29 protein-coding genes and 1 tRNA gene are annotated in these 26,670 nt (G+C 64.0%); 21 read left to right on the top strand and 9 right to left on the bottom strand.

Going from position 1 to position 26,670, the window contains the following annotated elements; translation table 11 throughout:
* The first annotated feature begins 43 nt into the window (after positions 1–43).
* The gene (locus tag ACTS1Z_RS07175) at positions 44–1,270 is read left to right on the top strand and encodes a dihydroorotase (RefSeq protein WP_442623765.1); all 1,227 of its coding nucleotides are present in this window, start codon (positions 44–46) and stop codon (positions 1,268–1,270) included.
* An 18-nt stretch (positions 1,271–1,288) separates the two neighbouring features.
* Here ACTS1Z_RS07175 and ACTS1Z_RS07170 read toward each other — a convergent pair whose 3' ends face one another.
* Genes ACTS1Z_RS07170 through ACTS1Z_RS07160 form a run of 3 tightly spaced genes read right to left on the bottom strand, consistent with a single transcriptional unit; the run spans position 1,289 to position 4,307 of the window.
* Positions 1,289–2,782, bottom strand: coding sequence for an SPOR domain-containing protein (locus tag ACTS1Z_RS07170; protein WP_442623757.1), 1,494 nt, complete (start codon positions 2,780–2,782; stop codon positions 1,289–1,291).
* Between the two features lie 15 nt (positions 2,783–2,797).
* Positions 2,798–3,574 carry a hypothetical protein gene (locus tag ACTS1Z_RS07165; RefSeq protein WP_442623756.1) on the bottom strand — a complete coding sequence of 259 codons (777 nt, stop codon included), beginning with the start codon at positions 3,572–3,574 and terminating at the stop codon, positions 2,798–2,800.
* Positions 3,575–3,584: 10 nt separating this feature from the next.
* Entirely contained in the window at positions 3,585–4,307 is a 723-nt protein-coding gene (locus tag ACTS1Z_RS07160) for an AAA family ATPase (protein ID WP_442623755.1), read from the bottom strand.
* A gap of 186 nt (positions 4,308–4,493) precedes the next feature.
* Here ACTS1Z_RS07160 and ACTS1Z_RS07155 point away from each other — a divergent pair, with 186 nt between their 5' ends.
* Positions 4,494–5,519 (top strand): SPOR domain-containing protein, encoded by a 1,026-nt coding sequence (locus tag ACTS1Z_RS07155; RefSeq protein WP_442623754.1) that lies wholly within the window; start codon positions 4,494–4,496, stop codon positions 5,517–5,519.
* 74 nt (positions 5,520–5,593) lie between these two features.
* Complete coding sequence (locus ACTS1Z_RS07150) at positions 5,594–5,911, top strand: hypothetical protein (protein WP_442623753.1); 318 nt, start codon at positions 5,594–5,596, stop codon at positions 5,909–5,911.
* On the opposite strand, the gene serB is transcribed toward ACTS1Z_RS07150, so the two are convergent.
* A complete protein-coding gene (gene serB, locus ACTS1Z_RS07145; protein ID WP_442623752.1) occupies positions 5,908–6,789 on the bottom strand; it encodes a phosphoserine phosphatase SerB in 882 nt (293 codons plus the stop codon). The genes ACTS1Z_RS07150 and serB overlap by 4 nt on opposite strands.
* On the opposite strand from serB, the gene miaA reads away from it, so the two are divergent.
* The 6 genes from miaA (at position 6,782) to ACTS1Z_RS07115 (ending at position 11,888) form a co-directional block, all read left to right on the top strand.
* On the top strand, positions 6,782–7,729 hold the full coding sequence (miaA, locus tag ACTS1Z_RS07140) for a tRNA (adenosine(37)-N6)-dimethylallyltransferase MiaA (RefSeq protein ID WP_442623751.1): 948 nt from the start codon (positions 6,782–6,784) through the stop codon (positions 7,727–7,729). The two genes, serB and miaA, sit on opposite strands and share 8 nt — an antisense overlap.
* Before the next feature lie 83 nt (positions 7,730–7,812).
* Positions 7,813–9,561 (top strand): biosynthetic-type acetolactate synthase large subunit, encoded by a 1,749-nt coding sequence (ilvB, locus tag ACTS1Z_RS07135; RefSeq protein WP_442623750.1) that lies wholly within the window; start codon positions 7,813–7,815, stop codon positions 9,559–9,561.
* A complete protein-coding gene (ilvN, locus tag ACTS1Z_RS07130) occupies positions 9,561–10,076 on the top strand; it encodes an acetolactate synthase small subunit (RefSeq protein WP_442623749.1) in 516 nt (171 codons plus the stop codon). The genes ilvB and ilvN overlap by 1 nt, the downstream gene beginning before the upstream one ends.
* An 11-nt stretch (positions 10,077–10,087) precedes the next feature.
* The gene (locus ACTS1Z_RS07125; RefSeq protein ID WP_442623748.1) at positions 10,088–10,402 is read left to right on the top strand and encodes a hypothetical protein; all 315 of its coding nucleotides are present in this window, start codon (positions 10,088–10,090) and stop codon (positions 10,400–10,402) included.
* Between the two features lie 4 nt (positions 10,403–10,406).
* Positions 10,407–11,426, top strand: coding sequence for a ketol-acid reductoisomerase (ilvC, locus tag ACTS1Z_RS07120; protein WP_442623747.1), 1,020 nt, complete (start codon positions 10,407–10,409; stop codon positions 11,424–11,426).
* A 36-nt stretch (positions 11,427–11,462) separates the two neighbouring features.
* A complete protein-coding gene (locus ACTS1Z_RS07115; RefSeq protein WP_442623746.1) occupies positions 11,463–11,888 on the top strand; it encodes an I78 family peptidase inhibitor in 426 nt (141 codons plus the stop codon).
* Between the two features lie 60 nt (positions 11,889–11,948).
* Here ACTS1Z_RS07115 and ACTS1Z_RS07110 read toward each other — a convergent pair whose 3' ends face one another.
* Positions 11,949–12,482 carry a YHS domain-containing (seleno)protein gene (locus tag ACTS1Z_RS07110; protein ID WP_442623745.1) on the bottom strand — a complete coding sequence of 178 codons (534 nt, stop codon included), beginning with the start codon at positions 12,480–12,482 and terminating at the stop codon, positions 11,949–11,951.
* A gap of 333 nt (positions 12,483–12,815) precedes the next feature.
* Between ACTS1Z_RS07110 and leuA the strand changes: the two genes are divergently transcribed.
* On the top strand, positions 12,816–14,480 hold the full coding sequence (gene leuA, locus ACTS1Z_RS07105) for a 2-isopropylmalate synthase (protein WP_442623764.1): 1,665 nt from the start codon (positions 12,816–12,818) through the stop codon (positions 14,478–14,480).
* Positions 14,477–15,016 (top strand): AAA family ATPase, encoded by a 540-nt coding sequence (locus tag ACTS1Z_RS07100; protein WP_442623744.1) that lies wholly within the window; start codon positions 14,477–14,479, stop codon positions 15,014–15,016. The genes leuA and ACTS1Z_RS07100 overlap by 4 nt, the downstream gene beginning before the upstream one ends.
* Here the strand turns inward: ACTS1Z_RS07100 and ACTS1Z_RS07095 are convergent.
* Complete coding sequence (locus ACTS1Z_RS07095) at positions 15,013–15,354, bottom strand: MOSC domain-containing protein (protein ID WP_442623743.1); 342 nt, start codon at positions 15,352–15,354, stop codon at positions 15,013–15,015. The genes ACTS1Z_RS07100 and ACTS1Z_RS07095 overlap by 4 nt on opposite strands.
* Positions 15,355–15,363: 9 nt before the next feature.
* On the opposite strand from ACTS1Z_RS07095, the gene ACTS1Z_RS07090 reads away from it, so the two are divergent.
* Together ACTS1Z_RS07090 and ACTS1Z_RS07085 are read left to right on the top strand one after the other, a co-directional pair.
* Positions 15,364–15,597: a hypothetical protein gene (locus ACTS1Z_RS07090; RefSeq protein ID WP_442623742.1), complete on the top strand. Its 234-nt coding sequence runs from the start codon at positions 15,364–15,366 to the stop codon at positions 15,595–15,597.
* A gap of 61 nt (positions 15,598–15,658) precedes the next feature.
* Positions 15,659–16,324 (top strand): CAP domain-containing protein, encoded by a 666-nt coding sequence (locus ACTS1Z_RS07085; protein ID WP_442623741.1) that lies wholly within the window; start codon positions 15,659–15,661, stop codon positions 16,322–16,324.
* Between the two features lie 9 nt (positions 16,325–16,333).
* Here the strand turns inward: ACTS1Z_RS07085 and mutL are convergent, their stop codons facing one another.
* Positions 16,334–18,157, bottom strand: coding sequence for a DNA mismatch repair endonuclease MutL (gene mutL, locus ACTS1Z_RS07080; RefSeq protein ID WP_442623740.1), 1,824 nt, complete (start codon positions 18,155–18,157; stop codon positions 16,334–16,336).
* 164 nt (positions 18,158–18,321) lie between these two features.
* Between mutL and ACTS1Z_RS07075 the strand changes: the two genes are divergently transcribed.
* The 8 genes from ACTS1Z_RS07075 to ACTS1Z_RS07040 all read left to right on the top strand — a co-directional run bounded on the left by ACTS1Z_RS07075 (position 18,322) and on the right by ACTS1Z_RS07040 (position 25,123).
* Positions 18,322–19,362, top strand: coding sequence for a rod shape-determining protein (locus tag ACTS1Z_RS07075; protein ID WP_176874306.1), 1,041 nt, complete (start codon positions 18,322–18,324; stop codon positions 19,360–19,362).
* Positions 19,363–19,392: 30 nt separating this feature from the next.
* Positions 19,393–20,316, top strand: a complete 924-nt coding sequence (mreC, locus tag ACTS1Z_RS07070; RefSeq protein ID WP_442623739.1) for a rod shape-determining protein MreC — start codon at positions 19,393–19,395, stop codon at positions 20,314–20,316.
* Positions 20,313–20,828: a rod shape-determining protein MreD gene (locus ACTS1Z_RS07065; protein ID WP_442623738.1), complete on the top strand. Its 516-nt coding sequence runs from the start codon at positions 20,313–20,315 to the stop codon at positions 20,826–20,828. Before mreC ends, ACTS1Z_RS07065 begins: the two co-directional genes overlap by 4 nt.
* Positions 20,825–22,795, top strand: coding sequence for a penicillin-binding protein 2 (gene mrdA, locus ACTS1Z_RS07060; protein ID WP_442623737.1), 1,971 nt, complete (start codon positions 20,825–20,827; stop codon positions 22,793–22,795). Before ACTS1Z_RS07065 ends, mrdA begins: the two co-directional genes overlap by 4 nt.
* Positions 22,795–23,910, top strand: a complete 1,116-nt coding sequence (gene rodA, locus ACTS1Z_RS07055; protein WP_442623736.1) for a rod shape-determining protein RodA — start codon at positions 22,795–22,797, stop codon at positions 23,908–23,910. The genes mrdA and rodA overlap by 1 nt, the downstream gene beginning before the upstream one ends.
* A gap of 95 nt (positions 23,911–24,005) precedes the next feature.
* A tRNA-Lys gene (locus ACTS1Z_RS07050) sits at positions 24,006–24,081 on the top strand.
* 73 nt (positions 24,082–24,154) lie between these two features.
* The gene (locus tag ACTS1Z_RS07045) at positions 24,155–24,691 is read left to right on the top strand and encodes a hypothetical protein (RefSeq protein WP_442623735.1); all 537 of its coding nucleotides are present in this window, start codon (positions 24,155–24,157) and stop codon (positions 24,689–24,691) included.
* 81 nt (positions 24,692–24,772) lie between these two features.
* Positions 24,773–25,123: an ion channel gene (locus ACTS1Z_RS07040; protein WP_442623734.1), complete on the top strand. Its 351-nt coding sequence runs from the start codon at positions 24,773–24,775 to the stop codon at positions 25,121–25,123.
* A 213-nt stretch (positions 25,124–25,336) separates the two neighbouring features.
* Here ACTS1Z_RS07040 and ACTS1Z_RS07035 read toward each other — a convergent pair whose 3' ends face one another.
* Both ACTS1Z_RS07035 and ACTS1Z_RS07030 read right to left on the bottom strand, forming a co-directional pair.
* Complete coding sequence (locus ACTS1Z_RS07035) at positions 25,337–25,942, bottom strand: hypothetical protein (protein ID WP_442623733.1); 606 nt, start codon at positions 25,940–25,942, stop codon at positions 25,337–25,339.
* 115 nt (positions 25,943–26,057) lie between these two features.
* Positions 26,058–26,648 carry a GNAT family N-acetyltransferase gene (locus ACTS1Z_RS07030; RefSeq protein WP_442623732.1) on the bottom strand — a complete coding sequence of 197 codons (591 nt, stop codon included), beginning with the start codon at positions 26,646–26,648 and terminating at the stop codon, positions 26,058–26,060.
* Positions 26,649–26,670: the final 22 nt, after the last annotated feature.

The following is a 26,670-nucleotide window of genomic DNA, read 5'->3' as shown; positions in this document are numbered from 1 at the left end:
TCGACGTGCTGACCCGCAAGCAGCGCGGCGTGGAGGGCTGGGCATGAGCGCGCTGACGATAGCAGGCGGCGCGGTGATCGACCCGGCAACGGGCAGCGCGACGGAGCGCGATATCGCCTGCGCCGGCGGCGTGATCGCGGATGCGGCAGTCGATGGTGGGGCGACGATCGATGCGAGCGGCCTGCATGTCGCGCCGGGCATCGTCGACCTCGGCGTTTTCGCGGTGGACATTCCGGCCTTCGTTGCGGGCGGCATTACCCGGGTCGCGCTGATGCCCGATCAGGTACCGGTGATCGACGAGCCGTCCATGGTCCAGCATGCGGCGGCCGCTGGAAAACCGTCGGTCTGGGTCCATCCCCTCGCCGCGGCGACGCAAGGCTTGGACGGCGCGGAGCTGACGGAGCTCGGCCTGATGCGACGGGCCGGCGCGGTTGCCGTGTCCACGGGCCGTTCGCGGGTCGCCGATGCCGGAATCATGTTGCGCCTGCTGCGTTACGCCAATGCGCTCGGCCTACCCGTGATCACCCATGCGGAAGACGAGGGCCTGTCCGGCCACGCAATCGCGACGGACGGCGAAACGGCGACGCGGCTCGGGCTGGCGAGTGCCCCGCCCATGTCGGAGGCGATGGCCATCGCGCGGGACATCATGCTGGCCGAAGAAAGCGGTGGCCATGTCCATTTCCGCATCGTGACGACGGCGCGCGGTTTCGATCTGATCCGCGACGCCAAGGCACGCGGCCTGCGGGTGACTTGTGGCACGACACCCGCGCACCTGTTGCTTTGCGATGTCGATATCGGCCCGTACCGTACCTTCGCCAAACTCTCTCCGCCCCTGCGTAGCGCCGAGGATCGCGATGCGGCGCTCGCCGCGCTGACCGACGGCACGATCGACGTTATCTGCTCAAGCCACGATCCGCAGGGCCCGGAAGCCAAACGCCTGCCTTATGCCGATGCGGAAGCCGGCATGTCCGGCGCGGAAACGCTGCTGACCCTATCGCTCAATCTCGTGCGCGACGGCCATATCGATATGGCACGGCTGTTCACGCTGCTATCCGCCACGCCCGCAAAGCTGCTCGGGGTGGACGGCGGGTCGCTCGCGGCTGGGTCTGCCGCCGATCTGATCGTGTTCGACCCGGACGCACCGTGGAAGATCGATACCGCCGCCATGGCCTCGCGTGCCGGCAACACGCCGTTCGACGAGCTGCCCGTGCAGGGCAAGGTCATCCATACGATAAAGGGCGGCCAACCGCTCGATCGACCGCCCTTCTGATATCGTGCCGCTGGTGCGCTAGCGCAGTGCGGCGGCTCCCGCACCGCCACGGGCGGCCATCTGCAGCGGTGCATCGCCCGCATGGGTCCGCACGAAACATTCCTGACCGCGTGAACGCAGCGTACGGCACAAGCGCGCGGCTTCGCGGCGGCTCTCGAAACCGCCGAACGAGAGGCGGTACAGCGTCCGGCCCTGTTCGATCGTCGCGTGCGACGGTGTGTAATCGGCAAGCGCGCCATGGCGGCGCACCGCGCGATCCCAAGCGACTTCCACATTCGAGCGCGTGGCGAACGCGCCGAGCTGTATGACATAGCGTCCATCGGTGCTGCGCGCCTGGCGTTGGGGCGCTTCCGGCTGTGCAGCGGGCGCCATGGGTTCAACCGACTGCACCGTGCGTTCCGGCGCACGCGCCGCGCGCAGGACCGCCAGCCATTCTTCTTCAGCCGGCGCCTCGGCCGAGACGACCGGCGCTGTCAGCGCGACGATCGCCTCTTCGCTTGGCGCAGCCGCAGCCGCGATCGCATCGTCAGCCTCGACGACCTCGAAATTGTCTTCCTCTTCGACGATGAAGGCGTCCGCCGCGGGTGCCGCATAATCTTCGGTCTCCGCGACGGCGACGCGCATCGGCTCTTCGTCAGCCTCGATGACCGGCGGGTTTTCTGCAGGCGCGGTGAAGGCGACCACCACATCTTCGTCTTCGGCAGGCTCGGCGGCCGGCGCCTCCACCGGTGCCTCGGCAACGGCCGTGGGCGCCGGGTTTGTTACCAGCGCAAGCCGCATCGGCTGTCCGGGATCGCTGGGCGCTGCGGTCACACCGAGCAGGCTCGCAACCTGATCGGACGGGCGTTCCGGCGCGGCAAAGCGCGCCCAGTCCTGCATACGCGCATCGAGGTCGGCCATGCTGATATCCTGGGCGGCGGTTACCCGCGCTTCGGCCCAGCGACCGGCGATGGCATAGGTCAGTGCCAGATTCTGGCGCGCACGCGGATCGCCGCCATTGGCGCGCGCCGCCTGCTGCAGAATCTCGATCGCGCGGTCATGATTACCGGCAAGCGCCATGGCGAGCCCGAGATCCGAAGCGCCCATACGGCCTTCAAGATTGTTGAGCTCTACCAGCGCATCGGCGCGGTCGCCCTGCGCGATCTGCGCGAGCGCGAGGTTGAACGCGGTGCGATTGAGATCGGGATTGATCGTCAGCGCATCGTGGAAGCTGGTCTCGGCCGATGCAAAACGGCCCGCGGCCAGATAGGCGCGGCCGAGCAGATGCCGATATTCGGCGCTGTTCGGGACATGCTGCACCGCGCGTTCCGCATGGCGGATCGCCGCCACGCTGTCATTGGCGCCTAGCGCTGCGCGCGCATCGGCGGCCGCATCTGCCGCCTGCTGTGCCGCGCGGCTGTCGACCTCGGTCGCACCCGTCGAGAAGGCTCCGTGCAATAGCGGCGTAAATCCGGCGATCGATGCACCGACGGCGAGCGTCGATGCGGCGAGTTTGATGATGCTAGGCTTCATTATACCCCTCCTCAATCAGTGCGTCTTGCCGTCAGCCGACTGGCTGGCGATGGACTGCACGTCAGGATGCTCTTCGAGAAACCGGTCGAGCGCTTCGGTAACCAGGCGCTGCGCCGACTGATTGGTGATCGCCGATGCAAGCCGCAGTTTGAGATGCCGCTCCTTGTCGAGACGCAGCGTGAAGGCGACCTTCTCGCGCGCCGGAACAGAGTCGGCTTTTGTTTCCTCGGCAGGCTTAGATACCGGCTCCGGCGTTTTCGGCTCAGGCACGTTGGACTTGGTCGACAGCGGCGACTCCCCGTGCGGCACGACGGCTTCGGGTGCGTCAACGGCACTCGCTGGCTCTTGGCTGTACTCGCCGACCGTCTGCGGCTGCTCGCCCGACTGGCTTTCGGCCTTTTCGGCGTCATCGCCGACATCGTCCTCGGCATCCATCGGGCTGAGACCGCTATGGCCATTCGATTCATACGGCTCGAACGCGTGGTGCTCGACCATGTGATCGCCGATGTCCGGATATTCGCTATCGTCCGCGTCGACCGGTTCGTCGGGAGATTCGCTCAGGCCCTTTTCGAGTTCCTCGCGCTGCTTGTGCACCTCGGGAAGCGGAGCTTCGCCGTGATGCTGATCTCCCTGGACGGTATGCGGACCCTCATGGCCCATATCGTTCCAGCCGAGATCTTCGGTGACGTCACCCTGCGGATTGATGAATGCTTGGCGTCGCATGGCGGGCTTGGCCGCACCTTTGCGTGCGAGAAGCCCCGAGGATAGCGACGCGAATTTTTCTTCGCCCATTATGTCGCTCCTACTGGCCTGTCACCCGGCGGCCGAAACCGCCTGTCGCGGGACGCTGCACGGTGCCCGGCTGGGCCGCGAATTTCGGCCCGCTGAACACGGTCCGGCGGAAATTCTTTTCGAGCCGGTCGGAAATATAGGCCCACAGCTCACGGATTTCGGCGGCGGACTTGCCGTTGGGATCGATCTCCATGACCGTCCGGCCGTCGATCATCGAGGCGGCGAAATCGGTGCGGTGGTGGAGGGTGACCGGTGCAACCGTGCCATGTTGCGAAAGCGCGACGGCTGCTTCGTAGGTAATCTTCGCCTTGGGCGTCGCCGCGTTCACGACGAAGATGAGCGGTTTCCCGGCGCGTTCGCAAAGATCGACCGTCGCACCGACGGCGCGCAGGTCGTGCGGGCTCGGGCGGGTCGGAATCACGATGAGTTCCGCGACCTGGATGACGCTCTGGATCGCCATGGTGATGGCGGGCGGCGTATCGAGGATGGCAAGTTTGAAGCCCTGCTGCCGCAATACTTCCAGATCGGCGGCGAGCCGCGCGACCGTGGTCTGGGCGAAGGCCGGCATATCGTCCTCGCGCTCGTTCCACCAATCGGCGAGCGAACCCTGTGGGTCGATATCGATCAGGACGACCGGTCCCGCGCCGCTACGCTGCGCCTCTACGGCCAGGTGCCCGGAGAGCGTCGTCTTGCCCGAGCCGCCTTTCTGCGATGCTAATGCCAGTACCCGCATGATATCCCCTTTGCTCGCGGTATTTCACGCAAGCCATTGCCACTCGGGTGACTAAAATCTGGTTAACGACCGGCGTTAAATTTCGATTGATGTCCCGGAAATGGACGGTCCATCTTTGCTAATCCGCCTTTAACCCTGCTATCGTTCGCGATAGTAAATTCGGGCGTAAATGCATGGAGATGGATAATGGCGACGAGGCATAAGGCGGCGATCGCGGCGCTGTTGGCGGCAACGGCCTTGCCATGGGGTGCCAACGCCGGCGTGCAGGACGGCGTCGAGGCGTGGCAGAGCGGCGATTATGCCCGGGCCGTCGCCGAATGGCAGCCGCTTGCCGAAACCGGCGATCCCGATGCCCAGTTCAATCTCGGCCAGGCGTACAAGCTGGGTCGCGGCGTGCCGCAGGATATGGAGCGCGCACGCGACCTGTTCGGCCAGGCCGCGCGGCGCGGCCATCTCCAGGCGGAAGCCAATTACGGACTGATACTGTTTCAAGACGGCAATCGCGAAGAGGCGATGCCATACATAATCCGCGCCGCCAATCGCGGCGAACCGCGCGCGCAGTATATCTACGGCACGGCACTGTTTAACGGCGATCACGCGCCCCGCGACTGGCCGCGCGCCTATGCGATGATGACGAATGCCGCCGCCGCGGGCCTGCCGCAAGCGTCGGCCAGTCTCGAGCGCATGGACGGCTTTATCCCGCTCGAACAGCGCGAGGAAGGCACGGCGATGGCCGAACGTATGGCCGCCGACAGCGCGGCGACCCAGGTCGCAGTCGCCAGCCCGCCACCTGCGCCGACCGCACGCCCGGCCCCGACCGGCACATTTACGCCTGTTCCGGTCCCGGCACCTGCAGCCAGTCCGCCGGCATCAACGCCGCCACCCGCATCGCCGCCGCAAACACGGCCTGCACCGGCGATGACGGCAGCAGCGCCGCCGCCTCCGCCGCCACCCGCGCCTGCGCCAGTGGCCCGTAGCGGCGACTGGCGGATCCAGCTCGGTTCGTTCCGCGAAAGGGCGCGCGCGGAATCGCTTTGGCGTTCGGTGAGTGGCCGGTCTTCCACGCTGGCGAGCCTGCAGCCCTATCTCGTCCGGGCAGGTCCCTATACGCGGCTTCAGGCCGGCCCGTTCCAGACCCGCGCCGAAGCGCAACGGGCCTGCAGCGCGGCGACCCGGGCCGGGTCGGAATGCATCACGGTCCGTCGGCGCTGATACCGGAAAGTCGAGCCGTTTAACCGAATTTTTGCCGGTAGTGGCTAACCGCTCTCTCCAACAGGGGAGTGTCGATGGCGCGGCGTTATCGGGTACAGAATTCAGGATCGATGGCGTCACCATGGCGCCGCCGGCGCATGTGCGTCATCCATGCAGATGGTCCCGCGCCCGCGGCGCTGGACAGAGTCTCCGGTCGCGGCGCGATCGTTCGCAGCAATATCGAAACGCAATGCGGCGCGCGCGTGACGCTCGTCCACCCGTCCGCCGGCGAGATCGCGGCGGAAGTCCATGCCGTGTCGGATGCCGGTATCGAGCTCAGTTTTGCCGGAGATGAGACTGCGGTCGCCTTCGCGCTGACCGCCATCGCTTCGGACATGACGCGGGCGAACTAGGTGTCGACCCAGTCCGCGCGCGCATAGCCCTGCGCATAGAGCAACGCCGTCAAATCGCCATGATCGATGCGGGCATCCGCGGCCTCCCGCAGCGTCGGCTTGGCGCGATAGGCGATCCCGAGGCCCGCCCGGGCGACCATCGCCCTGTCGTTGGCGCCATCTCCGATAGCGAGCGTTTCGGAGAATTGCAGGCCGCGTTTCTCGGTCGTATCCGCCAATATCCGCTCCTTCATGGCACCATCGACGATCGGGCGGGTCACGCGCCCCGTCAGCCGGCCGGCGGCGATTTCCAGCGTGTTGGCGATAGCGCGATCGAACCCGATTTCCGCCGCGACACGGTCCGCAAACAGCGTGAAACCGCCGGAAACAAGGACGCAATGGGTGCCTGCCGCGCGCATGGTGCGCACCAGCGTCGCCGCGCCCGCCGATATCGCGACGCGTTCCTCATGGCAGCGGGTGACAATCTCGGCATCCATGTCCGCAAGCAGTGCGACGCGTTCGTCCAGCGCTTCGATGAAATCGAGTTCGCCGCGCATGGCCCGCTCGGTGATCGCGGAAACCTGCGGCTTGAAGCCCGCATAATCGGCCAGTTCGTCGAGACATTCGACGGTGATCATCGTCGAATCCATATCGGCAACGAACAGCGATTTGCAGCGCCCCTCTTCCGGTTGAACGATCGCATCGAACTTACCGTCCAGTATCGACAGCGCCTGCCTTGCATCGTCAAGCACACCGGAAAAGCGAATATCCGCCGCCTTGTCCGCTTCCACCCATTCCCAGCCCGCAACGCCGGCACCCGCTGACGCGAGGCGGTCCGAGGCCTCGGAAATATCGCCTGCGGACAGGCGATCTGCTGCTATGAGCGTTGCGATGAACATGCCGGAAGACTCCAAGAACCAACTGTGCGGGGCCAGGGTCGCGCTTATTGCCGGGCCAACGGCCAGCGGCAAGTCGTCTCTCGCGATGCGGGTCGCCGAACGCACGAACGGAGTGATTGTCAACGCCGACAGCGCGCAGGTCTATCGCGATCTGAGGGTCGTCACGGCCCGGCCGAGCGCGGAAGACGAAGCCGCCCTACCCCACCGCCTGTTCGGCTATATCGACGGCGCGGAGGCCTGTTCCGCCGCCCGCTGGGCCGATGACGCCAAGACGGCAATTGCCGAAGCTCATAACGGTGGCCAACCCGCGATACTGGTTGGCGGCACCGGCCTCTATCATCGTACATTGCTCGAAGGGCTGGCCCCGATCCCGGAGATAGACCCCGATATCCGCGCAGATATCCGCGCCAGTCCGGTCGAAGAGAATTTTGCCGCTCTGGAGCGCGAAGACCCCGCATCGGCCGAGCGGCTAAACGCGACGGATACGACCCGCGTGGCGCGCGCCCTCGAAGTGATCCGCTCGACCGGACGCACTATCGACGCCTGGCAGAAAGAAAAACGCGGCGGCATTGCGCAGGACATCGCGCTTGCACCGGCGATCCTGTTGCCAGACAGGCATTGGCTCTATGCGCGGTGCGATGCGCGGTTCGCCGATATGTTCGACAGCGGTGCGGTGGACGAGGTGCGCGCGTTGATCGATCGCGAGCTCGACCCGTCTCTTCCGATCATGCGGGCCATTGGGATGCCCGAAATTGTGGCGTTTCTGTCTGGCGGCCTCAGCCGGGAAGACGCAATCGCCGCCGCCGCGCAGGCCACGCGCCGCTATGCCAAGCGCCAATATACCTGGTTCGCGAACCAGCCCCCTGCCGACTGGCCGCGCCCGAGGGAATCAGAATGTGAGAAATATGAGAATAAAATTGTAACTAAATTACTCCAATAGGCGTTGACATGGAATATTTCCCTGTCTAGCAGCCCGGTTCCCGCGCTGCTATTGCGGTGCAACACGGGTAGTGGATGAGGATCATGGCAAGCGAAAAAGCCGGAGCGGATATATTGGTCGAAGCGCTGTTGGATTGCGGCGTGGACGTCATTTTCGGCTATCCGGGCGGCGCGGTGCTGCCGATCTATGATTCCCTGTTTAAACAGAAGCGCATCCGCCACATTCTGTGCCGGCACGAACAGGGCGCGGCCCATGCCGCGGAAGGCTATGCGCGGGCGACCGGCAAGCCGGGCGTGGTGCTCGTTACTTCAGGCCCCGGCGCGACCAACGCTGTCACGGGTATCACCGACGCGCTGATGGACTCGATCCCGATGGTCGTCATTACCGGCCAGGTACCCTCGACGCTCATCGGCACCGACGCTTTTCAGGAAGCCGACACGGTCGGGATCACCCGGCACTGCACAAAGCATAATTATCTGGTGAAAGACCCGGACAAGCTGGGCAGCGTGCTGCAGGAAGCCTTTTTCATCGCGACGACGGGCCGCCCCGGCCCCGTCGTCGTCGATATCCCGAAGGACGTGCAGGTTGCGACCGGCCGCTATCGCAAAGCGGGCCCAATGCCGCACAAAGCCTATGTTCCGCGCGACAAGCCGGACCCGAAAAATATCGAAGCGGCGGCGGAGATGATCGCTGCGGCCGAGCGGCCGATCTTCTACACGGGCGGCGGCATCATCAATTCCGGGCCCGGCGCCAGCATGATCCTGCGCGAGCTGGCCCGGATCACGGGCGCGCCCGTCACTTCGACGCTGATGGGTCTGGGCGCCTTCCCGGCCTCGAACGAGCAATGGCTCGGCATGCTGGGCATGCACGGGACGTTCGAGGCCAATATGGCGATGAACAAGGCCGACCTGATCATCGCGATCGGCGCGCGGTTCGACGACCGGGTGACCGGCCGTCTCGACGCTTTTGCCCCCAATTCGCGGAAGATACATATCGATATCGATCGCAGCTCGATCAACAAGATCGTGCCCGTCGACCTCGCCATCAACGCCGATGCGGGCCGCGCGATGGAAGATATCGTCAAGATCTGGAAGGCCCGGCAGCACAAGAAAGCCGATCTGCAGGATTGGTGGGCGCGGATCGATGGATGGCGCGCGACCCAATGCCTTGCATTTCCTGAGAGCAAGGAAGAGATCATGCCGCAGGCCGCCATCCAGGCGCTGTGGCAGGCGACGCACAAGCAGGATCCGATTATTACGACCGAAGTCGGCCAGCACCAGATGTGGGCGGCCCAGCATTACGGCTTCGAAAACCCGAATAAATGGCTGACATCCGGGGGTCTCGGCACGATGGGATACGGCCTGCCCGCAGCGATTGGCGCGCAGATCGGCAATCCGAACGCGCTCGTCATCGATATCGCCGGCGAAGCCTCGATCCAGATGAATATCCAGGAGCTGGGCACGGCGAGCCAGTATCGCCTCCCGGTCAAGATATTCGTGCTCAACAACGAATATATGGGCATGGTCCGCCAATGGCAGGAGCTCACATATTCTGGTCGCTACGCAGAGAGTTATAGCGATTCCTTGCCAGATTTTGTAAAGTTGGCCGAAGCCTATGGCTGGAAGGGCATCCGGATCGAGGAGCCGGACGCTCTGGAAAGCGGCATAGAGGCGATGCTTGCCCATGACGGACCGGTACTCGTCGATTGCTGTGTCGCCAAACTCGCCAATTGTTTCCCGATGATCCCGTCGGGCGCTGCGCATACGGACATGATCCTCGAATCCGACACGGTTTCAGGGACGATGGACGATGAAGCCAAGGCGCTGGTCTGATGAAAATCCACGCCGAAGCCGGCGAACGGCATACCCTCTCCGTCCTTGTCGATAACGAACCGGGCATCTTGGCGCGCATCGCCGGCATGTTCACGGCGCGCGGCTACAATATCGAGAGCCTGACGGTGACGGACGTCAGCGAGGACGAGGCGATCAGCCGGATCACCATCGTCACCAACGGTTCGGCGCGCGTCATCGACCAGATTATCGCCCAGACCGAGCGCATGCCGCCCGTGTACAAGGTCACCGACCTCACCGAGATCGGCCCGCACGTCGAACGCGATATGGCGCTCGTCAAAGTCGCCGGCACGGGCGATCATCGGATCGAAGCGCTGCGCCTCGCCGATGTCTATCGCGCGCGGGTCGTTGACTCGACGACCGGCAGCTTCGTCTTCGAGGTCACGGGCAACAGCGAGAAGGTCGACAGTTTCATCGATCTCATGCGCGAGGTCGGCTTGGTCGAAGTCGCGCGCACGGGCGTTGTCGCCATTGGCCGCGGCAAGGAAGCGAGCTAAGGCCCGCGGCAATGCGCGAAATCATCAGCATATCGGCGATCATCATCGCGTTTTTCTACTTTCTCGCCTTCGGCTCGGCCGTATTCATGGCGCTCGAGGATGCGATGCACTGGATCCTCGCCGGGATCGCGATGGCGTGGATCATTATCTTACGGCTCTGGCCCGCCCTGCCGATCCTCGCGGTGATCGGCGCGGTCAATGTCTGGGGATGGGCCTGGTATGACGGCGTCGCGCTGGCGTTGCCGATCTCCATCTATGTGGTTTCCTATTACTGGACGCGGATCTTCGACTATTTCCGCCGTCCGGCGCAAAAACAGGGAGTGTGAACTTATGCGCGTCTATTACGATGCCGATGCCGATCTGGGCCTGGTGACGGGCAAGAAAATCGCGATCATCGGCTATGGCAGTCAGGGCCATGCCCATGCGCAGAATCTGCGGGACAGCGGCGTTGCCGATGTCGCGATTGCCCTACGCGAGGGTTCGGCGACGCGCAAAAAAGCCGAAGCCGCCGGGTTTCAGGTAATGACGAATGCCGAGGCCGCGTCTTGGGCCGATATCGTCATGATGCTGGCGCCGGACGAGCATCAGGCAGCAATTTATGCTGAAGACCTTGCACCGAACATGAAGGAGGGCGCCGCCCTCGCCTTCGCCCACGGCCTGAACGTGCATTTCGGCCTGATCGAGCCGCGCGCCGATCTCGACGTCATCATGGTCGCGCCCAAGGGCCCGGGCCATACGGTTCGCGCCGAATATGAGCGCGGCGGCGGCGTCCCGTGCCTGATGGCGATCGCGCAGGATGCGACCGGCAACGCGCATGACGTCACGCTTGCCTATGCAAGCGGCGTCGGCGGCGGACGTTCGGGTATTATCGAAACGACATTTCGCGAGGAATGCGAAACCGATCTGTTCGGCGAACAAGCGGTGCTCTGCGGCGGACTCACGAGCCTCGTCATGGCCGGGTTCGAAACGCTCACCGAAGCGGGCTACGCGCCGGAAATGGCCTATTTCGAGTGCCTGCACGAGGTGAAGCTGATCGTCGACCTCATGTATGAGGGCGGGATCGCCAATATGCGCTATTCGATCTCGAACACCGCGGAATATGGCGACTATCACACCGGCCCGCGCGTCATCACCGAGGAAACCAAGGCTGAGATGAAGCGCGTTCTCGACGATATCCAGCGCGGCAAGTTCGTCCAGCGCTTCATCGCCGACAACCGTGCCGGCAACCCCGAGATGAAAGCGGCCCGCAAGCTGCAGGCCGAACATCCGATCGAAAAGACCGGAGCCGAATTGCGCGCGATGATGCCGTGGATCGGCGCCAACAAGCTGGTGGATAAGGAAAAAAACTAGCGCTACACCGATATGCCTCAGACAATGAGGTGTATCATGCGTATCGATTACTCAGCGGCGGTTGCCGCAGTCTTCATGGTCGGTCTGGCGGGCTGTGGCGCCTCGGCCGAATGTCCGGCAGGCGAACCGGCGACGGGCAACGGCGCTCGCGAACCGATTGCGGCGGATGTTGCCCAACGGGATGACCTACCGCCCTGCCCCGGCATCAACCCTGAAATCCGCAGGCCGGCGGGGTCCAACTGCTTGGGCATCTTGCCCGAGGAATGCGGCGCCGACCGACTCACCGCCTTTGTCGGCCTGTTTGCCGATCCCGCGACGCGCCGGGAGGCGGAGGCGCTGGTCGAAACCACCGACATCCGGTGGATACGCCCGGGCGATGCCGTGATCGAAGACCTGCGGGCCAACCGGCTGAATTTCGAGCTCGACGAAAACAACCGGATCGAAAAGATCGATTGTTATTGAACGCGAAAGAGCGGCGCGTATCTCTGCCCGCCGCCCTTTCCATTCGCATCGTTCCAGCGTTTAGCCGAGGGAATCGCCCTCGGTCGCATCGGCGGCGAACTGCGGATAGTTCTCGTCCGCGCGCTCGATGAAGCCCGGGATGTCCTGTTCCCAACGCGACTGGATCAGCCCGTTGAAGTTCAGATAGAGCCGGCCGTCCACGACGCGATAGTTTTCCGGGTTGCCGGCGGCGAGATCGCCACGCGCAGCCGCCCAGGCACAGAAACCGCCATAGGCCGGAACGTAGCGCGCCGGATCGGCCTGGAAGGTCGCGGCATTGTCGGCATTCGCGAAATGATACTGCACGCCGTTATAGCTGACGGCGAACTCCTCATTGCCCTGCTGCGGCGTGCCGTCACCGACTTGATAGGATACCGCGTCATAGCCGCTGAGGCCGATATTGCGGCCGGAGCTCAGATAAACGGGCCCGCTGGCATCGTCATTCACTTCGGCGAGCAGTTCGTCCTGAGCGACCTCTTCGGTCACGGTTTCGGGGGCGCTGCAAGCGGCCGGGATGAGAGCGGCGGCGGCAAGCGCGAGAGCGATGGTGCGCATGATATTAGTCTCCTGTTGAGCGTCATGCCGGCCGCCCGGATGCGGGCGCTTGATCGAACCGTCATGGTCGCGACGAGCTTCGCGCGCCCTCGCCGATCGGTTACGGCAAAGAAAATTTCGCTTGGCCAAGATTATCTTTTTCAGCGGCCCACTCTGGACTTGTTAACCATTTGCCGTCACACAATGCGGCCATGACAGCGCAACGCGCCCTGCTTATTCTTCGACTTACACGCCCTTAGGCGTGCCCCTCGTGCTGAGCGCAGCACACACGGCCTAAGGGCTTCTCTTTCAAAACCCGGCAAACCGAAGAAGATACAGGCTATCGTTATGCCCATGCTCAGCGATCCGTCGCAAAAATACCGACCCTTTCCGCAGATCGACCTGCCCGACCGGCAATGGCCGTCCCGCACGATCACAACTCCGCCGCGCTGGCTCTCCACGGACCTGCGCGACGGCAACCAGGCGCTCATCGACCCGATGGACAGCGAGAAAAAGCGCCGTTTTTTCGACCTGCTCGTCAAGGTCGGCCTTAAGGAGATCGAGGTCGGCTTTCCCGCATCCGGCGCGACCGATTTCGATTTCATCCGCGGGCTGGTCGATAGCGGCGCAATCCCAGACGACGTCATCATCCAGGGCCTGACCCAGTCGCGCCGCGACCTGATCGAAACGACTTTCGCGAGCATGGCTGGCGCGAAAAAGGCTATCGTCCATCTCTACAATGCGATCTCCCCGGCCTGGCGCAAGATCGTGTTCCAGATGGACGAAGACGGCGTGATCGATATCGCAAAGCAGGGTGCGGGCATCCTGGTGGAACAGGCCGCGAAATATCCGGAGACCGACTGGCATTTCGAATATTCGCCGGAAACCTTCAGTACCGCCGAAATCGATCTGAGCGTTCGCGTCTGCGACGCGGTCATCGCGATTATCGATCCGACGCCCGAAAAACCGCTGATCCTCAACCTGCCGGCGACGGTGGAGGCGGCAACGCCCAACATCTATGCCGACCAGATCGAATATTTCGGCCGCCATATCTCGCGTCGCGACAGTGTCGTCATCTCGCTGCACACGCATAATGATCGCGGCACGGGCATCGCGGCGGCGGAGCTCGGCCTGATGGCGGGCGCCGACCGGATCGAGGGCTGCCTGTTCGGCAACGGCGAGCGCACCGGCAATTGCGACCTCGTGACGATGGGCCTCAACCTGTACAGCCAGGGCGTGCATCCCGGCCTCGATTTTTCGGATATCGACGAGATCAAGCAGACGGTCGAGTATTGCAATCAGATCCCGGTCCATCCGCGCCATCCTTATGGCGGCGAACTGGTGTTCACGGCCTTTTCCGGATCGCATCAGGACGCGATCAAGAAAGGCTTTGCAGCGCAGGAAAACCGCAACGATACGCTCTGGGAAGTGCCGTATCTCCCGCTCGATCCGCGCGATATCGGCAGCGATTATGAGGCAGTGATCCGCGTAAACTCGCAATCGGGCAAGGGCGGCGTGGCCTGGGTGCTCGAACAGGATCAGGGACTGAAACTGCCGAAACGGTTGCAGGCGCATTTCAGCTTCGTCGTGCAGGAACTGGCGGACGCCACCAGTCGCGAACTCAATGCCGACGATATCTGGCAGGCTTTCCAAAGGCGCTATGGGCTAACAGGCGAGCAACGCTTCACGCTGATCGACTATGAAGAGGGCCGCGCCGGCTCGGACCGGATATTCACCGGCACGATCGGCCATGACGGCGAAGAACGGTCCGTGAGCGGGCGCGGCAACGGCCTGATCTCCTCGGTGCTCGCTGCACTGCGCGACGAATGGGGCATCCAGCTCGATGTGGTCAGTTACAACGAACATGCGATCGGGCACGGCTCCGACGCACAGGCGGCCGCCTATCTCGAATGTACGGACGGTGCCGGCAACACCGTCTTCGGGGTCGGCATCAGCCATGACGTTGCAACGGCAAGCGTCCGGGCAGTGCTAAGCGCCGCGAACGGCGTCGACGTTTGAACGCAAACCCGCTTATCGCCGTCACCGGAGGGCCCGGCGCAGGCAAGACCACGCTGGTGGACGCGCTGGCGGACGAAGGATTCGCCACCGTTCCCGAAGCCGGACGTGCCATCCTCGAAGAGCAGAAGCGCAGCGGCGGCAGCGCCACGCATGATGGGGATCGTGTGCGATATGCCGAATTGCAGTTCCAGCGCTGCATCGCGGATTACGAAGCCGCTCTCACGCTTCCTCCGCCCGTCTGGTTCGATCGCACGATTGTCGACGTCTACGGCTACTATCTGTTGATCGGCGAAGCGGTACCTGATCGCGTCAAACGCGCCTGCGATACCCACCGTTACGCGAAGGATGCCCTGCTCGCGCCGTTCTGGCCGGACATATTCTGCAATGACGAACTGCGCCGGCAGGACGAAGCCGAAGCGCGCGCAACCGAAAACGCTTTACGCGAAGCCTATACCGCCAACGGCTACCAGCTTGTCGAACTCTCAAAAGCTAGCATTGCCGATCGCGTCGCGTTTGCGGTGCGTCGCTTCACCTAAACCGATTGCAACCGCCGCCTTTCGCCTTCGGGCATGTGCACCGCTATCGCATCGCCGGGCCGCACTTCGCCGCCTTCCAAGACGACCGCCATGATACCGGCCTTGCGGACGAGTACGCCATCGGCATCGCGATCCAGTACGGCATTCATCAGCCCCGGCGCATGGCCGTTCAGCTGCTTGCAGGGATTGCGCAGCCCCGTGATCCGGATGCGCGCCGTATCGCCCAAAGCCAGCTCCGTGCCCTCAGGCAACGCCAGTAAGCCGATGCCGCGCGTCGTGATATTCTCGCCCATATCGCCGGGCGAGACGGCAAAGCCGTGTTCACCGAGTGCGTCCAACAGTTCAGCATGGACCAGATGCACCTGACGCAAATTGGGCTGATCCAGGTTTTTCGCCACGCGAGAGCGATGCTGTACAGTCGTCCCGAAATGCGCATCGTCCTCCACGCCATGACCGGCAATCAGGCGGATGACATCGACGTTCGTTTTGGCAATGCCGTGGGACCGCTTTCTCGAGACGGCGAGGATTTGCATCGGCTGCGATCCGGCGGGCATATCCGCGCTTGTATCAACTCCGCCTGACAATCCAAAGCGGATCGCGTTAACCTGACAGCCACGGACGGGAAGCTATCGCGGCGCGGAGATGAGACAGGGTACTATCAAGCGCTTGCCAATCTTCGTCGCGGCGGTGTGCGGGCTTTCCGGCACTGCACAGGCGCAGTCCGACAACGCGGTTTCGGCGCGCGAGTCCGCGGTGCTTGCCGAGATGAATCGAGTGCGCGCGGATCCGGCGGCCTATGCCGATGTGCTCCGCGAATATCGCACCTATTTCGACGGCCGGATCATGCGACGGCCGGGCGACGCCGTCGGCATATTGACCAGTGAAGGCGTGGCGGCCGTCGACGAGGCCATCGCTTTTCTCGAACGTCAGGACCCGTTGCCGCCTTTCGCTGCGAGCGGGCTTTTGGCCCAAGCCGCTGACGATCATGTCGACGAGCAGGGCCCGCGTGGCGCGCTCGGTCATGCGTCGCGCGACGGAAAGCGAGCCGGCGACCGCGCAGAGCGCCGCGGCGGCGGCCGCTATGTCGCCGAGGCGATATCCTATGGTCCGTCGGAAGGCGCGGAGGTCGTGCGTCAGCTCATTGTCGACGATGGCGTACCCGATCGCGGCCATCGCGACCTGATCTTCACGAGCGAATTCCGCTACGCGGGCGTAGGCTGCGGCGATCATGCGCGCTTCGATCATATGTGCGCGATCAGCTTCGGGACGACGGCGACCGGGCACTATCGCGCCAGCTCGCCGGACTGACGCGCCCGATCACTTCCGCCCGAACAGTTTCTCGATATCGCCATGGCCGAGCTTCACCCAGGTCGGGCGGCCGTGATTGCATTGGCCGCTATGCGGCGTCACTTCCATTTCGCGCAGCAGCGCGTTCATCTCGGCAACATTCAGCACCCGTCCCGCACGCACCGAGCCGTGGCAGGCCATCGTCGCGGCGACATGGTCGAGTTTCTCCTTCAAACTCAGATGCTGGTCATAGGCGGCGATCTCGTCGGCCAGATCGGTGACCAGCCCTTTGACATCGCCGGCACCCAGCATGGCCGGGGTCGCGCGGACCAGCATCGCCTTCGGGCCGAAGCGTTCGAGTTCGAGGCCGAGTTCGGTCAGTTCGCCGATCCTTTCCTCCAGCGCATCGCAGGCGCTTTCGTCGAGCTCGACCACCTCGGGCACGAGCAGGCCTTGGGACGCGACCCCGCCCTCCGCCATGGCCCGATTCATCCGCTCTAGCACCAGCCTCTCATGCGCCGCATGCTGATCGACGATTACAAGCCCATCTTCCGCTTCGGCAACGATATAGGTTTCGGCGACCTGTCCGCGCGCAATTCCGAGCGGATGGTCGGCGGCCGCGGGCACCGGCGCGTCGGCAATTTCGGCGCGGCCTTCTGGCGCTGGTCGATAATCGGGCGAGCGATCCCAGACGCTGGATTGCCCGGCGGCAACCTCGGAACCCGCCGATGGCGCGAAAAAGGCACCGCGCTGTCCATAATCCTGTTGATAAGCCTGTGGAGAAGCCGTGGACACGCTGCCGGATGCCGCGCCGACCGGCTCCGTCTGCCAATTGCCGAGCGCGCCCGCCGATGGCCGCTGCACGCTCCGGAATCCCGCCTCGTCCAGCGCATGGCGCAACCCGCCGACTATCAGCCCGCGGATATTTCCCGGCTCGCGAAACCGCACTTCCGTCTTTGCCGGATGGACATTTACATCCACTTCGCCCGGCGGCACGGTCAGGAACAACGCCAGCACCGGATGCCGGTCCCGCGCCAACAGGTCCTGATACGCGCCGCGGACGGCGCCGATCAGCAGCCGATCCTTCACCGGCCGCCCATTGACGAACAGATATTGATGATCGGCGACGCCGCGATTGAAAGTCGGCAAGCTCGCCACGCCTTCGAGCTTCGCCGTGCCGCGTTCATAGTCGACCGCGACACTGTTTTCGGTCAGCTGACGATCGGTGAGCGCGGCGACGCGTTCCGCGCGCGTCTCTCCGGGCTGTACGGAAATATTGCGCCGCCCGTCATGTTCGAGCGTGAAGCCGATATCGGGCCGCGCCATGGCGAGCCGCCGGATCGCGTCGGCCGCCGCGCCATATTCGGATCGCGGCGTACGGAGAAACTTGCGCCGCGCCGGCACCTTGGCGAACAGACCCTCGACGACGACGCGCGTGCCGGGCGGTAGCGCCGCTGGCCCCTCTTCGAGCAACGCGCCGTTGTCGATAATCTTCGACCAGCCCTCGGTCCCGCGCACACGGCTTTCTATCGTCAGTCGCGCGACACTGGCGATCGAAGGCAGCGCTTCGCCCCGAAAACCAAGCGTTTCGACGTTCTCGATATCGTCGTCCGGCAGCTTGGATGTCGCGTGTCGCTCCAGCGCGAGCGCCATCTCGTCCGGGCTCATGCCACAACCGTCGTCGATCACTTCGACTCGGTCGATACCGCCCGAGGCGAGGCGCACCGTTATCCGTGTCGCCCCCGCATCCACGGCGTTTTCGACCAGTTCCTTCAGCGCACTCGCCGGCCGTTCTACGACTTCGCCGGCCGCGATGCGGTTGACCAGATGTTCGGGAAGACGGCGAATGGGCATACTAGAGTCTTTATCGCATGTCCCGACATCGCACGAGCGGACGATCCACAGTGATTCGCCGAAAATATTAGTGCAAATGCGCCGATAAGCGCTATGGGGGTGTCAAGGCCTGTCAAGCGCCGATTCCCAACGCTTTAAACCCTTTGTACGAGACAGTTCCAAACATGTGGTTCCAACGTTTTTTTAAGATCATGTCCCACGACATGGCGATCGACCTCGGTACGGCGAACACCGTCGTCTATGTCCGCGGCCGCGGCGTCGTCCTAAACGAGCCGTCTGTGGTCGCGATCGAGACCGAAAACGGCATCCAGAAAGTCCGCGCTGTCGGAGAAGACGCGAAGGTCATGATGGGCAAGACGCCCGACGCTATAGAGGCGATCCGCCCGCTGCGCGACGGCGTGATCGCCGACATCGATGTCGCGGAGCAGATGATCAAACACTTCATCCAGAAGGTGCACGGGGCCCGCCGCTTCCCGCGCTGGCCGCAGATCGTCATCTGCGTGCCCTCAGGATCGACCAAGGTCGAGCGCCGCGCGATCCGCGACGCAGCTTCCAATGCCGGGGCGAGCCAGGTGTTCCTGATCGAGGAACCGATGGCGGCAGCGATCGGCGCTGACATGCCGGTGACCGAACCGATCGGATCGATGGTCGTCGACATCGGCGGCGGCACGACCGAGGTTGCCGTGCTCTCGCTGCGCGGCCTCGCCTATACAACGTCGGTCCGCACCGGTGGCGACAAGATGGATGAGGCGATCTCCTCCTATGTCCGTCGCAACCACAATCTGCTGATCGGCGAAGCGACGGCCGAGCGGATCAAGAAGGAAGTCGGCGTCGCGCTGATGCCGGCGGACGGCAAGGGCCAGACGATTCACATCAAGGGCCGCGACCTCGTCAATGGCGTGCCGAAGGAAATCTCGATCAACCAGGGCCAGCTCGCCGAAGCGCTGAGCGAACCGGTCGGCACGATCGTCGAAGGCGTCCGCATCGCGCTCGAAAACACGGCGCCGGAGCTGGCGGCGGACATCGTCGATCAGGGCATCGTTCTCACTGGCGGCGGGGCGCTGCTCGAAGGCATCGACGAGGTGTTGCGGCGCGAGACGGGTCTCCCCGTCACGGTGGCCGAAGATCCGCTGACCTGCGTCGCGCTCGGCACCGGTCGCGCACTCGAAGAGGAAATCTTCCGCGGCGTACTAAGCACCGGATAATCTGGCCGAATACGCCAAGGGAGACGGCCAGTGGCCTCACAAGGATCGAAGCGCCCCGGTTTTTCCCGTCGCGCGCGCTTCGGCCTGTTCGCCGGTTATGTGGTTGCGATCACCGGCGCGCTCATCGGCGCGGGCCTGATCATCATCGCGATCTTCGATCCGCAAGGCTTCGCCTCGATCCGCGGCGCCGTCAGTACGGTGACCGCTCCGGTTTCGGCGTCTGGACGCGGCGCGGTGCAAAGCGGCGGCCGGATCGATGACTATATCGCCAACTGGTGGAATGCGGGCCGCCAGAATGCGGAGCTGCGCGCCGAACTCGATATCGCGCGGCGACAGCTTGTCGAGGCGCGCGCGACCGAGCTGGAGAACCGCCGGTTGCGGCAGCTTGTCAACCTTATCGAAGGGGAAAGCGAGATCATCGTCACCGCGCGTCTCGTCAATTCCAGCCTGACCAGCGCGCGGCGTACCGCTACGCTATTCGCCGGACGCAATCAGGGCGTACGCTCGGGTCAGCCGGTGAGCGCCGCTGACGGCCTGGTCGGGCGGATCATCGACAGTGGCAGCTCGGCCTCGCGTGTGCTGCTGCTCACGGACCGGTCGAACATCGTGCCCGTCCGGCTGACGCGGGATGGAACACCCGCTTTCACGACCGGACGCGGCGACGGGCAGGTCGAGGTGCGTGCGCTCGAAGCCGGCCGCAGCCCGTTCGAGGAAGGCGATGTCCTCATCACCAGCGGCACCGGGGGCATTTATCCGCCCAATGTACCGGTTGCCGTCATCATCGAAGTGTTCGGCGATTCCGCGCTGGCGACGCCGCTGGCCAACCCCGCCTCGCTGGACTTCGCGATCGTCCAGCCCGCCTATGAACCCGAAGTCGAAGAAGAAGACGAAGCCTCGGCAGGCGATGGCAATGCGGACGAAACGGCCACCCCCGGATTCTCGGAAACGCCATGAGCCGGTTGCGCGCAGCGGATGAGAATCTCGCGCTGGTGCGCGCGCAGCTGAGCCTGATTCCCGCGGCAAGCGTCGTCGCCGGTTCGCTGCTGTGCCTCGTCCCACTCATCGCGCAGGCGCCGCTCATGCCGCCCTTCGCGCTCATGATCTTTCTCGCCTGGCGCTTTCTGCGGCCCGAAATCTGGCCGATCTGGGCCGGCCTGCCATTCGGCCTGTTCGACGATCTCATATCCGGCAATCCGATCGGCAGCGGCATGCTGCTCTGGACGGCGATCCTGCTGGCGCTCGATTTTGCCGAGAACCGGGCGATGTGGCGCGATTACTGGATCGACTGGCTTCTCGCGACAGGCGCTCTCACTTCCTATATCATGGGCGCCATGGTGTTGAATGCGTTGACTGGCGGCGGCTGGATCTTCTGGCCGCTGCTGCCCCAAATTGCCGCGACGATCTTGCTCTTCCCGCTTGCGCTGCGCCTGTGTGCGCGGCTCGACCGGCGGAGGCTCATGCTGTGAAGCGCCGCCGCCCGTCTCTCCCGATCAACGACAATATGCGCAAGACGATGTATTCGCGCCGGGCGATTCTGCTCGGCGGGGCGCAGCTCGGCGTCGCCGGACTTCTCGGCGCCCGCATGGCCTGGATATCGGTTGCCGAGAATGAGCAGTGGCAGCTACTGTCCGAAAGCAATCGCGTTCAGCTGAGCCTGATTCCGCCGCGCCGGGGCTGGATCGTCGACCGCGCCGGACAGCCCATCGCGATGAACCGGTCCGACTTCCGCGTGGACCTGATCCCGGATCGGCTGCGCGACCGCGAACCGGTGCTCGCCGCGCTGACCGAGTTGCTCGACCTGCCCAGCGACGAACTGGAGCGCATAAACGAGGAACTCGACACGGTACCCGGCGCGCAGCCCGTGCAGGTCGCGGCGGGACTCGAATGGGAGCAATTCGCCGCCGTCAATGTCCGACTGCCGGACCTGCCGGGCGTCGCTCCGATACAGGGCTTTGCGCGCCATTACCCCGCCGGCGCGGCCGTCGGTCATCTGGTCGGCTATGTCGGCGCACCGACGCGCGAACAGTATCTCGAGGAAGGCGAGGATCCGCTGCTGCTCTTTCCGGGCTTCAAGGTCGGCAAGGACGGGCTCGAAAAGACGTTCGAGGAGCGTTTGCGCGGCGAACCGGGCGCGCGGCGCGCCGAGGTTACCGCCCGCGGCCAGCTCGTTCGCGAACTCGATACGCGCCCCGACAGGCCAGGCGAAACGCTTCAGCTGACGGTCGATGCGGGGCTTCAGGAATATGTGGGTCGCAGGCTCGGCAATGAATCGGGCGCGGCGATCGTCATGAACTGCCGGACCGGCGATGTACTGGCGATGGCGAGCATGCCCTGTTTCGATCCCAACAGTTTTTCGGACGGCATCAGCCATCCCGAATATAATATGCTTTCCGAGGACGAGCGTGTCCCGCTGCGCAACAAATCGCTGCTCGGCATGTACCCGCCCGGATCGACCTTCAAACCGGTCGCGGCGCTGGCCGCGCTGGAAGCGGGCGTGGATCCCGAAGAGATCGTCTATTGCGGCGGGGGCTACCGGCTCGGCAACCGCCGCTTCGGTTGCCTTGGCGTGCACGGCCCGATGAATTTGCACCGTGCCATCGCACGCAGCTGCAACACCTATTTCTACACGATGGGCCGCCGGATCGGCATCCAGCGGATCGCCGAAGTCTCGCGCAAACTCGGCCTTGGCGCTGAATATCCGATTCCTGTCGCCAACCAGAATTACGGCACGGTGCCCGACGACGAATGGGTCGTCCGCCGGCACAATCGCGAATGGACCGATGCCGACACGCTCAACACGTCGATCGGTCAGGGCTATCTGTTGACGACGCCGTTGCAACTGACGGTCATGTCCGCGCGCATCGCATCGGGCCTCGACGTCAATCCCCGGCTCGTTCAGGACGGCGCTACGCAACCGCGGCACCTTTCGGGCATCTCGGACGAAAATCTGCAGCTCGTCCGCGCGGGCATGGACGAGGTCGTGAATGGCGCAGGAACCGCGCCACGCGCGCGTCTGCCGCTTGAGGATGTACGCTTGGCAGGCAAGACCGGGACGGCGCAGGTCGTGAACCTTTCCGCTGGCCGCGGCGGTCGCGGCGTGCCGTGGCGGTTCCGCGACCACGGGCTGTTCGTTTCCTTCGCCCCTGCTGACAATCCGCTCTATGCCTGCGCGGTGGTCGTCGAGCACGGCATGTCCGGCGGACGCGCTGCTTCGCCAGTCGCGCGCGATGCGATCACCTATCTTTACGATCCCGACCGCGCAATGGAGGAACTCGAGCGCCTCGAAGCGGGATGGGGCGGCGATATATTCACCCGCATGGCGGTGCAGGAGGCCGAGTATCGCCGCGACGAAGGTCTGCCGCCGCGCGAGGGGCTGCCCGTCGTACCGGCCCGAGCCGAAGCGGCGGATGACGACGAAGAGCGGGCGCCATAATGGCGACGAACCCGGACTCCCTCATCCCCGAACCATTGGCGCAATTGCCATGGCGGCTGATCCTGCTCGTGCTTGCGATCTTCGGCCTTGGCCTCGCCGTGCTCTATTCGGCGGCCGGCGGCGCGCTCCAACCCTGGGCCTCGAACCATGCGATCCGGTTCACGCTGTTCTTCGCCTTTGCGATCATGCTGTCGCGGTTTCGCGAGGAGCATTGGAAATTTTTCGCCTTTCCGTTGTACGGCGCTACCTTGCTGGGCCTGCTCGGCGTCGAAATCATGGGTCAGGTGAGCGGCGGCAGCCAGCGATGGCTCGATCTCGGCTTCATGCGCATCCAGCCCTCGGAGATCATGAAGCCGGTATTGATCCTGGCGCTCGCGAAATTCTACGACACGCTGCCGTCCGGCGAGCTGCGCCGCTTCGTCGCCATCTGGCCGGCTTTGATCATTATCGGCCTCCCTGCCGCGCTCGTCGTTATCCAGCCCGATCTCGGGACGACGCTCGTGCTGGTCGCGGCCGGCGTAACGGTCATGTTTCTGGCGGGGCTGCCGATGCGGATATTCGTCGGCGGCGCACTCGCGATGGCGGCCGCGATCCCCCTTGCCTTCCAGTTCCTGTTGCAGCCCTATCAGCAGAACCGCGTCCTGACCTTCCTCAATCCCGAAAACGATCCGCTCGGCACCGGCTATCATATCACCCAATCGAAGATCGCGATCGGATCGGGCGGGCTGTTCGGCAAGGGGTTCTTGAACGGTACGCAGAGCCATCTCGCCTATCTGCCGGAGGGCCATACCGATTTCGTCTTCGCGACCATGGCCGAGGAGTTCGGGCTGCTTGGCGGATTGCTCTTGATCCTCGGCTTCGCGCTGCTGATCCGCTGGGGCATCCGGGTCGGACGCCGGGCGGAATCGACCTTCTCGAAATTGACCGCGGCGGGCCTTGCGACCACGATCTTCTTCTATTTTGCGATCAACCTGATGATGGTCATGGGCCTCGCCCCGGTTGTCGGCATTCCCCTGCCCCTCGTTTCCTATGGCGGATCGGCGATGCTGACCGTGTTGATCTGCATCGGCATATTGATGTCGATCGACCGCGAAAACCGGATGCGCCGTCGCTGAGCCGGCACACCTTCGCGCTTGCGGAATGGCAAACCTCATGCTAACCGCCCCGCCTTCCCGACTGCCTCAGGCCGGACGGAACGCCAAAATGGAATGGACGCATAGCTCAGTTGGCAGAGCAGCTGACTCTTAATCAGCGGGTCCCAGGTTCGAGCCCTGGTGCGTCCACCATCCTTCTTCGCAATCCGATGCTGACGATCCGAGGCTTGTGCGATATGCTTTGTCTTTTTGGCGGGGCGTAGACATGCGGTTTCTATCATTCTCCAAGGCCTTGTTCGGCTCGGCGCTTCTCATCTTTGCAGCAACCCAGGCCTCTGCGCAGGACGAGGGCGGCGCGTCGGCGGAAGAGATCGGCGAAGCGGTCGGCGAAGTCGCGCTGACGCCGCTCAGCGATCTCAATCTGCGCGCCGAACGGGTGCCGGAGGTACTGCTCGAACTTGACTCACCGTACCAGCCCGTCGGGCGACACCGCTGTTCGGCGATCGGCGAAGAAGTCGCCATGCTCGATGCCGCGCTCGGACCCGATGCCGACCTGCCGCAAACCGATGACGACGATACGCTCGAGCGCGTCCAGAGCGGCGCATCTTCAATCGTCGGCGGTCTCATTCCGTTCCGCAGCCTGGTGCGCGAGCTGTCCGGCGCGGAGGATCGCGAAAGGCGACTGTTGGAACTTCATATCCGCGGCGTTGCGCGGCGCGCCTATCTCAAAGGGCTTGGATCAGCCCTCGGATGCAGTCCTCCTGCCGCGCCGCGGCCCTATGTCGCGCCAGAGGCGGAATAACCCCGCATCATGTTCGCCCAGATTGCCGTTGGCTCGCTTCTGATAGCTTTAACGATCCTTGTAACCGCGGGTTTTATCGGCATGGCGATCGCGGCAGCGCAGCGCTTCGGCGATCGCTTCCTGAACGACCACAGGATGCTGCGGCTGGTCGCGTTCCTCACGGGCATGACATTGTGGATGGTCGCAGCGCTGAGCATCGCCGTCTGGCTATGGGCTGCCGCGTTCATGATGCTCGGTGTTTTCAGGCTGCCGGAGGACGCGCTCTATTTCGCTGCAGTATCCTTCACGACGCTTGGTTTCGGCGATGTCTTGCTGGAAAAGCCATGGCGTTTGCTATCGGGCTTCATCGCCGCGAACGGACTCATACTGTTCAGCCTGACCACGGCGTTCCTGATCGAAGCCGTGCGGCGCGTCTATCAGGCGGAGGAATAGTTCAATTGCGCGCCGGGGTTGACGCTCGATCAGCGGGTCCGCGGTGCGCGCCCTGGCGCGGCCAGCAGATCCGTATCTGCATCTCGATTGGCAAATGAAGATGTAGAGGCCCCGGTTTACAACGGTTGATAAAGTGTTTCCGACCGTCGAAAGCCGCTCGAAAGCAGCGCCGATTCATTAACAGTTTGTGTAGAAGTTACCGCTATCCCGGCCTCAGCTTGGGGAAAGGGATATGCGATTTAAACTGATAGTCGCGTTGATGCGCGACACACGTGGGCTTTCGATCGTCGAATACGGGATTATCGCGGCATTGCTGGCAATCGGCGTTTCTGCCGCTATCGCCACCAGTGGGCAATCGACTTCGAACAGCATGAACGACGTAAGTGGTTGCCTCAATGGTACTTCGGTAGCCTGCCGCAGCAGCGACGGCGGACCGGACGATGGGTCGTCGGGTAATGGCGGGTCCTCGAGCGGCGGCTCTACTGGCGGAGGCTCAACTGGCGGCGGCTCGACTGGCGGCGACGGTTCAACCGGCGGCAACGGATCTACCGGCGGAGATGCATCGAGTGGCGGCAACGGCTCGGGCGGTGCCGGGTCCAGTAGCAACGGCTCGAGCGGTAACGGCAGTTCGGGAGGAAGTTCCGGTGGTAGCAGTTCCGGTGGATCGAGCGGCGGCAGCGCAGGCGGCAGCAGCAGTGGTGGGTCCAGCGGCGGCAGCGGATCCAGCGGCGGCTCCAGTTCCGGTGGCGATCCCGGAGGCAGCTCAGGCGGATGCGGGAACGCCAGCTCCGGTGGCAATAATGGCAGCAGCGGGAACAACAATGGTAGCTCCGGTAATAATAACGGGAGCTCCGGCGGATGCGGCAACGCTAGTTCCGGCGGCAACAATGGCAGCAGCGGAGGCCGTGGCCGCAGGAGGTAAGCGGCCGGCCTCTTAGACCCGCGGCGGCCGCAGCATCGGCGTCACTACCGGCGATGTGCCATGCTGGATCTCGCCCATGATCTCGAAACCGTGCCGTTCGTAGAGCGAGATATTGCGCGGGTTCGACGACTCGAGATAGGCCGGAAGCCCGTCCTCGTCGACGCGGCGCAGCGCGTGTTTCATCAGCATGCCACCCAGACCGCGCCCGAGCCAAGCCGGATCGGCGGCGATCAGCGGCAGATACCAGCATGCCTCGTCATGCGGGTGATAGGCATCCATTTCTTCAAGAACGGTGCCGACCTCTTCCATCAGTTCAGGCGCGATATTATCGGCCATCAACTGCTCCATCCGGTCCTCATCGGGCGTCTGGCCGGGCGGCAACCACAAGGCGACCGCCTTGCCGCCGTCGGCAAAATAGGCGGAACCTGCGGCGAGCGCACCACCGCCGAACGCATCGGCTATTTCGGGAAATACGCGCGTATACCTGTCCGCATCGGGCAGCATCCAACGCACAAAAGGATCGTTGGCGAAACCGAGCGTCATTGCGGAGATTGCCCGTGCGCGGTCATGCTCCTCCGCTATCCGGACTTCCGGGATCGACATTCTCACTCCCCCTGATGCGAGT

The sequence above is a fragment of the Parasphingopyxis sp. genome (assembly GCF_052168295.1).
Classification (GTDB): domain Bacteria; phylum Pseudomonadota; class Alphaproteobacteria; order Sphingomonadales; family Sphingomonadaceae; genus Parasphingopyxis.
This window is presented reverse-complemented; position numbering and strand designations above follow the sequence as displayed.